13 protein-coding genes are annotated in these 15,301 nt (G+C 59.3%); 2 read left to right on the top strand and 11 right to left on the bottom strand.

Features of this window, described 5'->3' with window-relative positions; genetic code table 11:
* Positions 1-46: 46 nt before the first annotated feature.
* The 5 genes from PWG15_RS23990 to PWG15_RS24010 form a co-directional block, all read right to left on the bottom strand.
* On the bottom strand, positions 47-1,327 hold the full coding sequence (locus PWG15_RS23990) for an exopolysaccharide biosynthesis polyprenyl glycosylphosphotransferase (protein ID WP_275026551.1): 1,281 nt from the start codon (positions 1,325-1,327) through the stop codon (positions 47-49).
* A gap of 263 nt (positions 1,328-1,590) precedes the next feature.
* Positions 1,591-2,772 (bottom strand): glycosyltransferase, encoded by a 1,182-nt coding sequence (locus PWG15_RS23995; RefSeq protein WP_275026552.1) that lies wholly within the window; start codon positions 2,770-2,772, stop codon positions 1,591-1,593.
* Positions 2,773-2,958: 186 nt separating this feature from the next.
* Positions 2,959-4,368, bottom strand: a complete 1,410-nt coding sequence (locus PWG15_RS24000) for a nucleoside/nucleotide kinase family protein (protein WP_275026554.1) — start codon at positions 4,366-4,368, stop codon at positions 2,959-2,961.
* A gap of 510 nt (positions 4,369-4,878) precedes the next feature.
* The gene (gene nusG, locus PWG15_RS24005) at positions 4,879-5,442 is read right to left on the bottom strand and encodes a transcription termination/antitermination protein NusG (protein WP_275026555.1); all 564 of its coding nucleotides are present in this window, start codon (positions 5,440-5,442) and stop codon (positions 4,879-4,881) included.
* A gap of 163 nt (positions 5,443-5,605) precedes the next feature.
* Positions 5,606-7,699: a GumC family protein gene (locus PWG15_RS24010; protein ID WP_275026556.1), complete on the bottom strand. Its 2,094-nt coding sequence runs from the start codon at positions 7,697-7,699 to the stop codon at positions 5,606-5,608.
* A 477-nt stretch (positions 7,700-8,176) separates the two neighbouring features.
* Here PWG15_RS24010 and PWG15_RS24015 point away from each other — a divergent pair, with 477 nt between their 5' ends.
* The gene (locus PWG15_RS24015) at positions 8,177-8,617 is read left to right on the top strand and encodes a hypothetical protein (protein WP_275026558.1); all 441 of its coding nucleotides are present in this window, start codon (positions 8,177-8,179) and stop codon (positions 8,615-8,617) included.
* Between the two features lie 251 nt (positions 8,618-8,868).
* On the opposite strand, the gene PWG15_RS24020 is transcribed toward PWG15_RS24015, so the two are convergent.
* Positions 8,869-9,279: a tautomerase family protein gene (locus PWG15_RS24020; protein ID WP_275026559.1), complete on the bottom strand. Its 411-nt coding sequence runs from the start codon at positions 9,277-9,279 to the stop codon at positions 8,869-8,871.
* Between the two features lie 109 nt (positions 9,280-9,388).
* Between PWG15_RS24020 and PWG15_RS24025 the strand changes: the two genes are divergently transcribed.
* Positions 9,389-10,252: a LysR substrate-binding domain-containing protein gene (locus PWG15_RS24025; RefSeq protein WP_275027192.1), complete on the top strand. Its 864-nt coding sequence runs from the start codon at positions 9,389-9,391 to the stop codon at positions 10,250-10,252.
* 23 nt (positions 10,253-10,275) lie between these two features.
* Here the strand turns inward: PWG15_RS24025 and PWG15_RS24030 are convergent, their stop codons facing one another.
* The 5 genes from PWG15_RS24030 to PWG15_RS24050 form a co-directional block, all read right to left on the bottom strand.
* Positions 10,276-11,025, bottom strand: coding sequence for an SDR family oxidoreductase (locus PWG15_RS24030; protein ID WP_275026560.1), 750 nt, complete (start codon positions 11,023-11,025; stop codon positions 10,276-10,278).
* A gap of 265 nt (positions 11,026-11,290) precedes the next feature.
* Positions 11,291-12,070 carry an ABC transporter substrate-binding protein gene (locus PWG15_RS24035; protein ID WP_275026562.1) on the bottom strand — a complete coding sequence of 260 codons (780 nt, stop codon included), beginning with the start codon at positions 12,068-12,070 and terminating at the stop codon, positions 11,291-11,293.
* Between the two features lie 128 nt (positions 12,071-12,198).
* Positions 12,199-12,594, bottom strand: coding sequence for a VOC family protein (locus tag PWG15_RS24040; protein ID WP_275026563.1), 396 nt, complete (start codon positions 12,592-12,594; stop codon positions 12,199-12,201).
* A gap of 71 nt (positions 12,595-12,665) precedes the next feature.
* Positions 12,666-13,574, bottom strand: a complete 909-nt coding sequence (locus PWG15_RS24045) for a DMT family transporter (RefSeq protein WP_275026565.1) — start codon at positions 13,572-13,574, stop codon at positions 12,666-12,668.
* Between the two features lie 285 nt (positions 13,575-13,859).
* Positions 13,860-15,068, bottom strand: coding sequence for an MFS transporter (locus tag PWG15_RS24050; RefSeq protein ID WP_275026566.1), 1,209 nt, complete (start codon positions 15,066-15,068; stop codon positions 13,860-13,862).
* Positions 15,069-15,301 lie beyond the last annotated feature (233 nt).

Here is a 15,301-nt window from a genome sequence, read left to right on the forward strand (position 1 = left end):
CCTCCTCCTTCGTCAACGCTCTCGGCGTGACGATACTCGAAACACTTCAAAATGCATTGCTGTGCACAAGGACGCGCATCGTCCTGAACAGGATCTTCACATCCAGCCATGGCGACCAGGTGTGGATGTATTCGAGATCGGCTGCGACCCGGCCTTCGATGTCGCATCGCTTTTCGGTTGGGCCCCGATAGCCCCTGATCTGGGCAAGACCCGTCAGGCCTGGCTTCATTGAATGACGATGCCAGTAATCCGGCACCACTTCCCAATAAAGCGCGCCCTCGGCGGAGGCGCCAAGCGCGTGCGGCCGCGGACCGACGAGACTCATCTGCCCCAGGAAAACGTTCCAAAGCTGCGGCAGCTCGTCAAGGCTGGTATGGCGCAGCAAATGCCCGAGCCGTGTTATCCGGGGGTCGTCCCGCTCGGTAAGGTGATTGCCGGCTGCATCTGTCACGTCGGTACGCATGGTCCTGAACTTGATGCAATTGAAGTATCTGTTGTTGGTGCCGATGCGCTTCTGCACGAAGAACACTGGACCGGGCGAGTCCGCGCGCACGAGAATGGAGATAACGGCGACGAGGGGTACCATCACCGGCGCGGCCAGGAGCACGAGCATCAGGTCAAACGCCCGTTTGAAGGCGCGCTTGTGCAGTGTCAGCGGTCCCGTGGAAACAACCAGCGTTGGAGTAGAGTCGAGATAGCGCAGTGCCAATGGCTTCAGGCCAGCGAGACCTGGTTCGAGCAACTCGGTTTCAAATCCGAGTTCGCCGAGCAGCTTCGCCCATTTCAACTGTTCCTTGAAAGCCTTGAACGACAGCACGATCCGGTCCGCGTCGGCGACGGCCAGCGCCAGATCATTGAGGAAATTCGGGTCGGTTTCCACCGGATGCCAGTCGCATGTCCTCACGTTGATCGTCGCTGCGACTTTACGCTGGCGATTTGAACGCACACTGTCGTCGCCGAGCAAAACGACCTTTGTCTCCGTCTGATCCTCTCGCCGACGTAATCCCGCCGCTATGCCGTAATGAAGGACTGTGAGGCCAACGGCTGCAAGGCCGAGAAAGAGAAGCGTTTCTCGCGACAAAAAGTTGCCGATGACATTGAAGGCGTGCGCAGCCAACAGCGAGAAGCCGGTTGCCGCAGCCAGCGAGGCGAGGCAGCTCTTGATAGAGTTCTCGGCCGAACGCAAGGTCGGCAAATGGTAGGCGCCAAGGTTCCAGGCCGCGACCAGGTAGGTGGGCAAGACGACATAGGCAAGCTTCGGGCCGTGGGCGAAGCCGGTCAGCTCGACGGTGGCGAGGTCGGCCGCGATCGCTGCTGCAACGATCATGCATAGGTCGCTGAGCATCGCCAAGGAACACAACAGGCATCTGAGCACGTAGCGGTTCTTGACTTGCTCCATCGGGAGCGAAATTGCCCTGTGCCAGGGACGGGTGGATGAGGCGGGTATTTGAGTCACGATATCTCTCCCCAGGGGAAACGGGACGCACCTATTGCCTTTGAAAGAAAGGAGTGGACGCCGGACCTGGCAGAGACGGCGGCGTCGTGGTCGTTGCATCAAGTCTGCGAGCGCTTTCTGCGCTGTTGCGGTCGCTAGTGGTAAGCCTGCGCGCCGGCAGGCCGGTGCTTAAGGGGTGTCGCGAGAACGGATTGGTAGACCGTCTCGACGCTGTCGCACATCGCCTCAATCCCCCAGGATGTGAGATCGGTGCGTCTTGCTCCTTCGGCCAGATGGGCGCGAAGCGGTTTGTATTGGAGAAGATCGGCAACGGCTGCTGCCGCTGCGCCCACATCACCCGCCGGCGTCACGACGCCGTTAACCCCGTGCTTGACGACTTCGCCGAGCCCTGGCAGCTCTGACACGACACAGGGCCGGCCGCCGGCCAGGTATTGCATGACAACGCGCGGCAGTCCTTCACGCATCGACGTTAGCACGCAGACATCGGCCAAGCTGATCAGTTGCTCCGGCTCGGAATGATATCCGATCAGGTGGATACTCTTCGCCACCGGCGATCGCGCAATGGCAGCTTCGATATCAGGACGTGCCGACCCTTCGCCAGCGAGGATCAACCGCACGTCGGGAACGCGTTGGACAACCTGCGGGAATTCTTCAATGAACTCGATATGGCGCTTTCTGGGCTCGAGCGCCGCCAGCATCAAGACGACCGGTGGCTTGGGTTCGCCGGGGGCAATGCCAAGAAGCCGCGGCGCCTCCTTTGGCCACTTTGCGTGGGAGAAGCGGGCAAGGTCGAAGCCAGAATGAACGACATGGTGCTGGGCGGGATTGCCGATACGGTGGGAAATGCAGATATCGCGCATCGACTGGCTGACATCGATAAAGGCACGGGTGTACCTGGCCGTCAGCCGTTCGGCCGCCAGGAACGTCATCTTCTGCGCGCTGCCGACCTGCACGAAAGGTATGATGTGGACGCCATGGATGATGCCTGAAACATTCGCCTGCCTGGCGGCGAGCCGACCGATGATGCCGGCCTTGCTCTGGTGGGTATGGACGACATCGGGGCGCAATTCCTGGAAGAAACGGCTGAGCTGCCTCAGGGCCGCGAAATCGTTGGAGGGGGATATCGGATGGACAAGCGCGTCAAGGCCAACGACGCGCATGGTCTTGGCGACCGACGCCTGCAGGCTGGGATCGTATTCGTTGCCATGAACGAGCAAGACCTCATGGCCGTGTTTCACCTGAGCGTGGCAGCAGGCCAGCGTATTTTCCTCCGAACCTGCGCGATACAGGCGGGTTAACACGTGAACGATCTTCATCTTTGTGTATCTCCGCGACATGAATGACTGCTGGCTGATCCTGCAGACGGGGGTCATGGTCTGGGAAACGGCGGCGTTTGCCCGCGTAGGGTCCTTGTGACGATCCAAGGGAACATGGAGTGGGTCCCCGCCGGAGGCGTGATACGCGTTTTGGTCTGTCCGGGGTTGTCGGGAGGAAGAGGGCGGCTACAGGGACAGCCAGATTTGCTTGAAAAGGTTTCGATTGATGGTCTCGGTATTGGCGCTTGCGTCGACCACCCTGATGTCCTTGTCGAGCGCGCGAAGCTCGGCCATCAACGACATCCGCGCCTCAAAACCTTCCTTGCTGATTTCGCCAGGCTTTCGGCTCTGCGAGACCGCGAAATCCGATACGAGGTGAAGGGTCAGGTCTGGCTTGCACTCGTTCATCTTCTGGTAAAGCATTTCTTCGAACCGGGCGAGGGCGGCAAGGCCTGGAACGGCGGGCAGGTTCGACGGGATCATCGGCCCGTCCAGATAGCCCTTTTGAAGCGTCTGTGGCCACCGATCGCAGACGACGATGAGGCCGCGTGTCGCCCACCGATGCGCGCGCTTGACGACCCCGTATCTTTCGATCGCAATGAGCACGCCCCACAGAGCCAGGCCGGCCGCGAGTGCCTTGCTCTTCGCCCCGCCGCGTGGCTCCTTCCGATCACGCTGGATCATCGCCTTGAAATGGCGTCTGCGGGGGGCAAGCAGGCTCTGCAGTCCTTTGCGGAACCACCATCCATTTCCCTCTCCGGTGCCAACATAAACCTGCGCACAGCCGAACTTCCAAGCGAAGGTCCGCGCCAAAAGATTGGTCTGAGTGCTCTTGCCAAGTCCGTCCGGTGCGACGAGAGCCACCACGAGCCCTCCGGTCAATGCGCGCCTTTTGGCCGGAACGCTACCCGGCAACAGGCGTCCAAGGACCCTCAACGAAAGATAGGAAGCCTTGCGGATCCCGTGGATTGTTGCATCCGCCAGACCGCTTGCGCTCGAAAACCCGCACCGGTGACGGATCGAGCGCCTCAGCCGCGCCAGATCAGCGCGATGCACCTCGATGCCGCTTTCGCTCGGCCGTATTCTGCAGGTTACTATGCCGTTACGGCCGCCATCATATTCGATGACGCATTCTCCCGGCTTGCCCGATTGAAAGGGCAGTTGCGCGATTTTTTGACCCCAGTCGCCAGGTAAAGCCAGCCATTTAGTCCACGGCCACGCTCGCAGACGAAAGGCGAAACGGCCGATCGCCAATCCGATCTCAGCCTCCGGCGAGGCGACCGGTACGGATACCCCAGCGATAGACAGGCGCTCCCATTGCTCGATTGTCGCGTAATCGAACGCCAGATAACGCTTGCGGAACTCCCAGCCGACGCGGATGCCAACATGAAGATCGATATGAAGATAGGCACTGCGTGAAAAGTCAGGGACAAACCAGTCTTCCCGGCCGGCGCAGGAATTGTCGTAGCAGGAGAGGCTGACGCTGCGCAGGCCGTGCAATCGAGCCATGATCGCGCAAAAGGCCGGATAGTCCTGCTTGTCGAGCAACATGTCCATATCGTCACGGCCGGCGAGCGCTTCCGGCAGGCTTGCCATGTCTTGGATCAGTCCATATCGGATGGAAGCTGCATCCAGTGCTGCAAAGAGTTCAGCAGCAGCCGCCAGCGGCGGAACCAGAGGCTGCGATGCGCATGAAGTTGGGTCGCTGCGCAACACAGTCGCCTGGTCCAGGCCGTTCGCCGTAGACGGCGTCGAATCCCTCGCAACGATGTTTCCTTGCCAAGCGGACATAGGCTGTGAGCTCATGGGAGCCACCGCAACGGTTCACGACGGCCTTTCGGCGCCGCAGACACCTTTGAGAAAGTGTGGTTCGACCCTCTCGGCCCAGTTGGGCATGGCCAAGGGAGCCCGTCGCAATCGATTGTCGGGAGCGTCATAATTGAAAATCCATGATGTGATGTTGTGGGACGTTCGAGCCAACGCTGGCTTCGGCCAATTCTTCGCAGGCTACCGCACCGAAGGTGAGTCGATCGGACTCATAACCTACGTATAAATTCTACTTAATAAGAAGGATAACAAACAGGTACGCAGAACAAACGTCCAAACTCAATTTAATACTACGCATTTATCTCTGTCTATATAAATCGGAACGGCGCGATTCATAATATCCATCAGGACGCGAACAGCACCAGACCGGCCTACATAATCGAGTATTCCTAGTTGGTCCGCAAATGGCCCGCTAGAAACCTTAATTGTTTTCCCAGTCTCAAATATATCTTTTGGATGCAGGAAGCCGTTCTCGTCGGTTGCCATGATCAAAGCTTCGACAATCCCGAAAGGGACGGGTATCGGCTTGCGGTCGCTCATGACGAGCTTGCGTACGCCAACGGTCGAATTGATGGGCGACCATCGTTGCCGTTGAATGTCCAGCGAGACAAAGAGGTAGCCGTCGAAATAGGCCGAGCACACGGTCTTAATGGTGCGCGCGTGGCGAACGGTTCGATGCCTTTTCGGCAGGTAGGTCCGCAAGTTTTGTGATGACAAATGTCTTTCAGCCAGGCTTTCGCAGTGTTGATGTGTCTGCACGACGTACCAGCGTTCAAGCTCAGTATCGTGTTTATCGTCCATCAGCGCTACAGGCGAACCGCCGTGTGAGTTGTCAGTCAGCATTTCTACACCTCTGTTTTGTATATTATTGAAAATGTTCGAATTACAGACAGTAAGGCTTTGTATTTTTATCCAATTATCTTGTTTTTCATCGATGTTGTTTGAGCGTTAACCATGTTGTTGGCGGCGAAATATATTCACCGCTAAATCGCAGTGCTCCCATTTCTCAATTTAAGTAGCGGCTGTCGTATCCGTTGCCGTCGAGAGACGCGTAGCGACCGTATTTGGGTAGCTTCGGCCCATCGACCATCGTCAGAGCAATTCCGGAAATCTTGGATCGGTTGCCGAGATATCGAATGCCCTCGGCGACGGCTTCGCGCGACGTGTCACGCCATTTCACGACGAAAACCACCCTGTCGGCATGGCCCGCCAGAATGGCGGCATCGGCCACGGGTCCAACCGGCGGGGCATCGATGATCACCGTGTCATAGGTGCTCCGGAACTCTTCGAGGATCGCCCGCATGCGTGCGGAGGCGAGAAGGGCGGGTGGATTTAGGGTCTTCCCGCCGGCCGGCAGAACATGAATGCCGGACCGCTCATCCAGGTGGATTGCCTTGGCGGGATCAATGGGGAGCGTCAGAAGATCGACCAGGCCAACATTCTCCGCCATCCCAAAGAAAGCGGTGGTCGCCGAAACCCTAAGATCGGCATCGATTACCAGCGCGCGTTCACCATCGGCAGCGGCGGAATAAGCGAGGCTCAGGGCAAGGGTCGTCTTGCCTTCTCCAGGCATGGCCGAGGTGACAAGAGTGATTGATCGCGAGTGATCCTCTTCGGATATCCCGCCCAGCCCCAGGCGCAGCCTTCTCACGGCTTCGCTGTAGCGCGACAACGGACGGTGCTCCAGATATGCAACCGGCTGCACCCTCGACTTCGTCCTCGACCATTCCGTCATTCTGGGCAGGGAGGCCAGAACTGGGAAAGACAAGGTTTCTTCCACCTGACGCCTTGCCATAAAGCCGGAAGCAAACAGCTCGCGTACAAGGGCGCCGGCGCCCCCCAACGCGGCGCCAAAAACGAGACCCACGGCCGCGAAAAGTGGCCTGTTTGGAAAGCTCGGTGCGAGCGGGACACCAGCATGCGTAATCACGCGCACACCACTGCTAAGCAGCGTCGATTTTTCCTCGGCGATCTTGGCCCGCGACAGGAATGTCTGGAACAGTTCCTTGTTTGCGGCCGCGATCCGCTCCAGATCGCGCAACTGCACACCAACCTGATCCTCGACCGCCGACTGGCCAGAGACTGATGCGAGCGCCCGAGAAAGCGCAGCTTCGCGCGCTTCCGCGGCTTCCACCTCGTTTCTAAGGTTGCCGATAAGACGCTGAGTTTCGGCGGAGATCTGCTGTTCAATATCGCGGCGTTCCGCCTGAACCGTCATGACCTCCGGGTGCTGTTCGCCGTAGCGCAGGCGCAGGTCTGCCTCTTTGCGCGTCATCACGCTGGCCTGAGTGCGAAGCGCGCTCACGACATCGGATTGCAGCACGTCCGGCAAGGTCTGGGCGTCGCCGCCAGTGCGAAGGATTTTTTCTGCCTGCTCGAACTTCGAGCGTTTTGTTGCCAGTTCGGCGCGGGCGTTGATGAGAGCTATGTTCAACTCGGACAATTGCTGCCCGGTCAGGCTTCCTGATTGCGTTGCCAGGAGATTGTGCTCGGCACGGAATTTTTGGACAGCGTTTTCCGAGCGGCTCAGCTCCTCGCGTAGAATTCCGGCCCGCTCGCTCAACCAGGTGGACGCTTTCTTGGCGCCCTCATACCGGGAGGCGATGCGGTCCTGCACGTAGACCTCGGCAAGAGCATTGGCGAGACGGGCTGCCTCTTCCGGATCATGCGAGGTGACGGACAGTTCGATGACATCGGCCAGTCCGACGCGCGAAACTTCGAGCGCGCCTTCCAGCCATGCCAGGGCGCCGGCGCCAAGATCGGGGTCTTCTTCCGCCAATCCTTCGCTTTCAACAACCTTCTCCAGCAGTGAGGCGGACGTCAGGACGGCAATTTCGCTTTCGATGAAGGTGGAATTGTCGCGCAGTTCGGGCCCTGCATCCTGAGACAAGATGTAGTCCTTGGGAGCGTCGAGCAGAATCCTGGAAAAGGCCGTATATGACGGTGTGATTACGAGCGAAATTGCAACGAATACTGCAAGCGTCAGCGCGGCAGTACACGAGATGAACCTCCAACGCCGGCGAAGAAAATCGATGATTTCCCTCACATCGAGCAGCGCCGGTTCCGGTGTTACGATCACACGGTCGGTCGAGCTCTGCATCTTCAAATCCCTTCAAATATCCGCAATGATAAGGTCCGCCGGTGCTGCACCAGCGGAAAGCCTGCAGTATTGAACGTTAGGGAGCTAACGGTCAGTCGCACTTACACGCGGCAAGCTGGGGTTTTGGGCCCCAAATTGCTACACGTCCAAGTGAACTTGCTCCGCCGTTGACCGATCAAACTGCCGGCCGACCGAGAACATATCAGGTTCGCTAATATTCGTGCCATCAGCACTAGTGCGTACGATGTTGAAGCATTGGATGAGGCGGTCAGCACTTTTGGCCGAAGACAACGCCAAAAGGCGAATAGCGCGTACCGCTATTGTGGTAGGTGCATTGAGGCCATACACGGATGAGACTGCTGACGACCGGCGCCTCAAAATGGTAATCGTGAAGCCAGTGCAGGCTTGTCCAGCGGCCAAAGGCCGTCGCCCTCGCACCTTAGCAATTTGCGATGATGCTTTGATGAATGCCCTTCAATGAAAGCACCGACGTGTTTCGACGTGGAACTCGCGGTTGATCAAACTACAGACTTGAATTGTCTCAGCGAGCCGCGGGTAGCTATGGATACGCTCATCGAATTTGCTTCGCAGGCGATTGCAGAAAAGTCCGGGGTCGTGGAGGTCCTGCTGGCGACCTTTCCGGCACTCCTCTTCTTAAGGGGCGGCCGCGGTCTCAGACGCGGCGCGATCGCAGTCCTTATCGGCGCTGCCGCATTGATCCTGTTTGGTATCGGAGGCTTGGCCGGGGCGGGCGTCATCGTGATCGCCGATATTGTCGTGGTTTCGACAGCAGTACTCAACATGAACAAGAGAGTGTTGCAGATGCAAGCAGACCTCGATGCGGCGAAGTCGGCTGTGCGTGACTTGGAGATCACAGAAGGACGCCGCCAAGTCTTCAATGCAAATGCGCGGCAATAGGTAGGGACTTTCGTTGATCGTGCACAGCAGGCGCGTTGGATGCGCTCATCCTAGGTGCAGCCACTGTCAGGTTCAGCGCCGCGGCCCCGCGCTATTGGTATCGGTTCAGCGTCAACCGGTCTGGTCGAAGGATTGTTCCTTCCGGCCAACAGTTGCTCTGCGCTTGCGCTTGTCTGAGTGCTGAAACGGGTCGACGCCTCCGCGCAAGCCTGGGCTGTGCGGAGGGCGTCCATATGAGAGGGTGTCTGCAGCTATGCGGTGACTTTCAGCTTCCCGCTGATGTACCGGAACTCCTGCGTCTTGCCGCCATAGCCGTAGGCAGCGGCCGGCACTTCGTGCACGAGAATGTAGCTCTCGGAATGCAGCTTGCCGAGCAGTTGTTCGAAGCGGCCATATATCGCTTCCAGATAGGCGGCCATTTCGGGCTTCGTGTTGGTGCCGTCGACGACCTTGATGTCGAGCCAGAAGCTGTTCAGATCCTGTTCTGCCAGCGATTTGCCGCCGGCGAACCAATGGACGGGATCGATGTAGGCGACGGCGATCGCGGTTATCGTCGGGTCCTTGCGCAGGTGTGTGGCCGTCAATTCGCTGACCGCGGCTGCGATCTTCGAAGAGAGGGCCGCGTCGGCTTTGCCGCTGACGGTGATATTGATGATAGGCATGGAAGGCTCCCTTTGGTGATCGTGATCCGTTGCTGAGTTCAATTTGCCACTTACATTGATGAGAAAAAATCCAATTGTTTTATATGAACACTTCAAATATATTGAAGTGATGCAAGCCTTCGATCCTGACCTGCTCCGAACGTTCCTTGCCTTTACCGAAGGAGGTTCGCTATCTCATGCTGCCAGCGCGGTGGGCCGCACCGCTTCGGCGGTCACCGCTCAGATGCAGCGGTTGGAGGCGATGGTGGGAGAGCCGCTTCTTGCTCAATCGGGAAGAGGACGTGTCCTGACACCGGCCGGGGAGGAACTGCGCGTTCATGCGACGCGGATACTCGAGGTCCATCGGGATGCGTGGCTCAGCCTCAAGGGCGCCAAGGCCGACGGTCGCCTGACGCTCGGCTGCACCCAGGACTTTGCCGACAGTAACCTGCCCGAACTGCTACGCCTGTTTGCGCGCACGCATCCGCGCGTGCGCCTCGATCTCCGGGTCGGGCGGTCGCGAGAGTTGACTGCAGCTTACGACCAGGGAACGGTCGATGTCCTCGTCGTCATGCGGGAAGGGGCGCAACCAGACGAGATTGCGGTGCTGAGCGAGCCGATGCTGTGGTTATCAGCATCCGCCGATCCGGTTCCCACCGGTGGTGAATTGCCGATCGCGGTCCTCGACCCGCCCTGCGGGTTCCGCTCTGCGGCCACCAGTGCGCTTGATCAGGCCGGGCGTGCCTATCGTATCGCTGCGACGAGTCCGAGCCTTTCCGGGTTACGTGCCGCGGTCCGCAGCGGCATCGCGATCACGGCGCGGACTGCGCGATTTGTCGGCGAGGGGGTCACAATCGCGCCCCAAGCTCTTTCGTTGCCGGCGCTGCCGAAGGCGGAGTTCAGCCTGCGGCTGAAGCCGAAGGCAGACAAGGCTGCCTCCAGTCTCGCGATGCTTCTCGCAGAAGGATTGCCGAATGAGGGCAGCGGGCCATAAAGCTGCCTTGGGGCGAACGCCGGCTACATTTGTACGGTCATGCCACCATCGACTGTCAGTGTGATGCCGTTGACGAAACTTGCAGCGGGCGAAGCCAGGAACACGGCCGCTGGCGCAATCTCTTCCGGTCGGCCCCAGCGTTTCAGCGGGATGCGGATGTCAACGAATGCCTGGAGCGCCGGATCGCCGGCCAGCGCCGCATTGGTTTCCGTCGCGAACCAGCCGGGCGCGATCGCGTTGACTGTCAATGTGTCGGAGCCGAGTTCGACTGCAAGCGAACGGGTCAGCGCTTCAAGACCGCCTTTTGCGGCGGTGTAGGCTGGGTCGCCGGGGCGCGCGGCGAAGGCGGCGATGGAGGTAACGAAGATCAGCCGCCCGGCAACGGAGCGGCGAAGGTAGGGAAGCGCAGCCTTCGCCATCCCGTAAGCGGCTGTCAGATCCGCGTTGATCAGAGCAGCGAAGGAGGGGGGATCCATGGCATCGGTACCACGCCGGTCGCGCTCGCCGACCGCATGGATCAGAATGTCGAGCTGCCTTTTCCCTGCTACAGCCGCGTCGACGATCTGTGTCGCATCCGTCGCGACATCGCCCGCAGCGACATCCAGTGCGATGCCATCTTGGGCAAGCTGCCCGCGCACAGCTTCAAGTGTCTCGCGGTTGCGACCGTTGATCGCAACCGCAGCGCCGGCTCCGGCGAGTGCCTTTGCCATTTCAAGGCCGAGCCCGCGACCACCGCCGGTGACCAGCGCCGTCTTTCCGGTGAGATTAAACATGCCAACCCCTCGGTCCCTATTGTTTCCCGGTCGAAGTGAAATCAGATCGCTCAGGAACGAGGTTTAGCGCCTGTTTTTCTATCCGCCAACCGCGGATCCCATCTACCATTCAGGCTCTGAGGGTGTGGACGGCGACGTGCTCTGGAGTCACCATCCTGAACTAGGCGTGGTCACGCGCCAACGTGCGACGCGTGATTGCTATATGCCGGCCGCGCCCATGAGGGGCGCGGTCGGATTTCTCAAGGAATTGGCCCAGGCCAGGCCCTTACTTCATCGTGTAGACGTCGATCGAGAAGTATTTGTCGTTGATCTTCTTGTAGGTGCCGTCGGCACGGATTTCGTCGAGCGCCTTGTTGAGCTTTTCGCGCAGGTCATTGTCCTCCTGGCGAACGGCGATACCGACACCATCGCCGACGAACTTCTTGTCGGTAATCGGTTCGCCGATGAGTTCGCAGCAGTTCTTGCCATCTGCGTTCTTCGTCACCCAGTCGAACAGCGGCAGCATGTCACCGACCTGCAGGTCGAGGCGGCCATTGACCATATCGAGATTGGCTTCGTCCTGAGTTGGATAGAGCTTGATCTCGGCATCGGGATAGGTGGCGGTGATGTACTCGGCCTGGGTGGTACCGGACTGCGCGCCGATCACCTTGCCCTTGAGGGCCTCATTGGTGAACTCGGTGATACCGGAGCCCTTAGGCGCCGCATGCGTCATTGCGGCGAGATAGTAGGGATTGGTAAAGGCGACCTGCTTCTTGCGTTCTTCGGTGATGAACATCGAGGCGATGATCAGGTCGTACTTCTTGGCAAGCAGACCGGGAATGATGCCGTCCCAGTCCTGGGCGACGACTTCGCACTCGACCTTCATGTGCTCACAGAGCGCAAGCCCGATATCCACGTCGAAGCCGCCGATCTTGCCGGCTGGATCAATGAAGTTGAAGGGAGGGTAGGCGCCTTCCGTGCCGATCTTGATCTTTTCTGCGGCCTGAGCCGACGACGCGGTCGCTGCCATGATGGCCAGGATGGCTGCTGCAATCTGCTTCTTCATTCGCGTTCCCCTTTGTTTGCATCATTCTTGATGCTTCTGGGGAAGACTATGTCGCTCTGGCCTATAAGCGAAATAGATAGGCGCGATAACCGGTATTGTTTTGGTTGATTGCCAGTTTCGCTGAAGTGTCACTTGTAACGCCCGTGGCGTTGAAGCACCTCGATCTTGTAGCCGTCGGGATCGACCAGGAAGAAGAAACGCGCGAGCAGTGCGCCATCGCGGTTGAATGCGACGATCTTGCCCGGGTCGAGCCCCGCATCGGCGGCACGTTGATGTTCTGCATCGAGATCGTCGACCGAGAGCGCCAGATGGCCATAGCCATCACCGAGTGCGTAGGGCTCGCTTCGATCCTTGTTGATCGTCAGCTCGAGCTCGAATTCGCTTTCCTCATTGCTGAGATAGACGAGGGTAAAGGTCTCAAAGTCCAGCCTTTCGGCGACCTCAAGCCCAAAGGCCAGGCGATAGAAATCGACCGACCTCTGCTCGTCGAGAACCCGGATCATCGAATGGATCACCTTAGCCATCTGCCTCTCTTTCAGCGTTTGTTGCGGGCGGGTAGCAGAGTGTGATGCTCAACGAAACCCCGCCTGATTGCTCAGGCCTTCGCCTGCCGCTTCTTCAGTTGTTGCTCACGGAAGAAGATGAAGAGGCCCGAGGCGACGATCAATGCCGCCCCGACGATCACGGTCGGGCGGGGGGTGTCGCCGAAAAAGAACCAGCCGAAGACCACGGCCCAGAAAAGCAGTGTGTACTGCAAGGGCACGACGGTGGCGGCATCGGCAAGCTTGAGCGAGCGGTTGACCAGGATGTGCGCCAGCATCGCAACGATCCCGAGCATGCCGAGTTGCACGAGCGCCTCGCCATCGACAGGCGCCCAGCCGGAAGGGTTGGCGGCAACGCCGACGAGCGAGAAGATCAACGCGCCAACGATCTGCCAGAAGACGAGAGTGGTGTCTGGCGTCGAGCGCAGCGTACGGCCAAGCATCAGTGCGAAGGCGAAAGCAGTGCTGCCTGCAAGCGCAATCAGCGCCGGCAGGCTGAAGCTCTCCTTGGAGGGTTCGAGCGCAACCAACACGCCAGCGAAGCCGACGAGGATCGCGGTCCAGCGCCGCCAGCCAACCTTTTCGCCCAGCAGGAACGGCGAGGCGGCAGCCACATAGATCGGCGCCGCCAGCCAGTAGGTCATGGTATCGGCAAGGGGCATATAGGCGACGGCGAAATAGAAGGCGGAGGCATCGATGGCAAAAAGCAGCGAGCGAAGCGCCTGCAGACCCGGCCGCTCCACCTTGAACATCGAGCGCAGACCACGCTTGAGGATGAAGGGCGACAGGAACAGGAGTGCTGCAATGCTACGGATAACCATCAATTGGCTGACGGAATAGGTTGCGACCAGCCATTTCCCCATGACGTCGTTCAGCGAGAACATCAGCATGCCGAGCAGCATGATGAGGACGCCGGTTCGCTCAGCGTTCGGGGCGGTTAGGGGGGCAGTGATCACGGTCATGTTGGGGCCTTCAGCAAGTTGCGCACGCCATGACACATTCCGCCCGGTTGATCCATTGCCGTGTGCATATGGAATCATAAGATTTACGAATGAATGGGTCTGGGTGCGCTTCGCCCCGCCGGTCGAACACGACTGGCAATCGTGAACCCCCGGCCTCCCCTTCCGGGATGGGGAGGTCGGGGATCAAGGCGTCTTCCGATGAAGGAGGTGCCGGCCCCCGGGGCCTTTCGTGAGCTTGAGCCGGATCCGACGGGGCTCGTCACAAGACGCAGCGCTGCGTTGTCTTCAGTGGTGGCCCTCTTCAATCTTCGGAAGAAACCATGCGAGAAGCCCCGCAAGCGGGAGGAACGAGCAGACGTAGTAGACCGTTTCGACGCCGTAGCGATCGGCCAGGATTCCAAGAAGAGCTGCGGCAATGCCGCCAAGACCGAAATTCAAGCCGTAGAACAGACCGCCGATGAGGCCGATACGGTGCGGCAGCAACTCGATGGCGTAGATCAGGATGGATGCGAAAGCGCTCGCCATGATCAGGTTGATCATCACCGTCAGTACGCCGGTCCAGAAGAGATCGACATGGGGCAGGATCAGCGTCAGCGGAAGCGGCCCGAGAACCGAGATCCAGATAATGCGGTAGCGCCCGATGCGATCGCCGACGATGCCCCCGATCAGCGCGCCCGCGGTCGACGCCAAAAGGAAGATGAACAGCATCATCTGCGCGGACGGGATGGAGAGACCGAATTTCTCCATGAGATAGAAGGTGTAGAATGAGCGGAAGCTTTCGCCATAGGCGTTCTTGGTAAACATCAGCAGTGTCAGGACCACGAGCGCTACCCCGATCGTCGCTGGCGCGTGACGGACGGCGCCACCCGCCTTCTTGCCTTCTGCCCGCAACGCCATGAATGCCGCGCTGATCTCGCGCTGTTTGCTGCCGATCCAAACCAGAAGCGCCATGGCCATCAACGCGAGAACGGCAAACCAGGCGAGGCTCGGCTGTCCCCAGGGAACAATGATCAACGCAGCGAAGACAGGGCCGAGCGCGCCACCCGCCTGACCACCGACCTGAAACAATCCCTGTGCCAATCCCTGCCGGCCGCCTGCGGCATAACGCGCCATGCGTGTCGCTTCCGGGTGAAAGATGGACGATCCAATGCCGATCAGGGCGACCGAGACGAGAATCACCGCATAGCTGTGGGCAAAAGCGAGGCTCACTAGTCCCGAGAGCGTAAACATCATCCCCACGACAGGCGAATAGGGCGCCGGATGTTTGTCTGTCACCATGCCGATTGCCGGCTGCAGCAGCGACCCGGCGATCTGGAAGGTCATGGTGATCATGCCGATCTGCACGAAGTCCAGTGCATAGGCATCCTTCAGGATTGGATAGGCGGCCGGGATCAGCGACTGCATCAGGTCATTGAGGAGATGGGTGAGACCCAGAATGACCAGCACGGCAAGATGCGTCTTGGGACGCGTCATGGTGGGGATGGCGACTGTCATGGTTGTTGTTCTTGGCCCTTGGGAGTTTCTCTGAGGCGGCTTGTAGCGGCATCCGTAACCTCATTGGCTGAACGCCGCGCCGCCTTCAGAGCTTATGCATCGTCCAATGGGTCGGCAACGGATAATTCGCGCTATAATGGCAAAGGGCATTGTGATCTGAGAGACGCAGCAGCAAGAGGGGTTCATCAAGACCGGTATCGGCGGCGCTGCGTGGTGCGCGGGTCCAACCACCT

This window comes from Ensifer adhaerens, assembly GCF_028993555.1.
GTDB lineage: Bacteria > Pseudomonadota > Alphaproteobacteria > Rhizobiales > Rhizobiaceae > Ensifer > Ensifer adhaerens_I.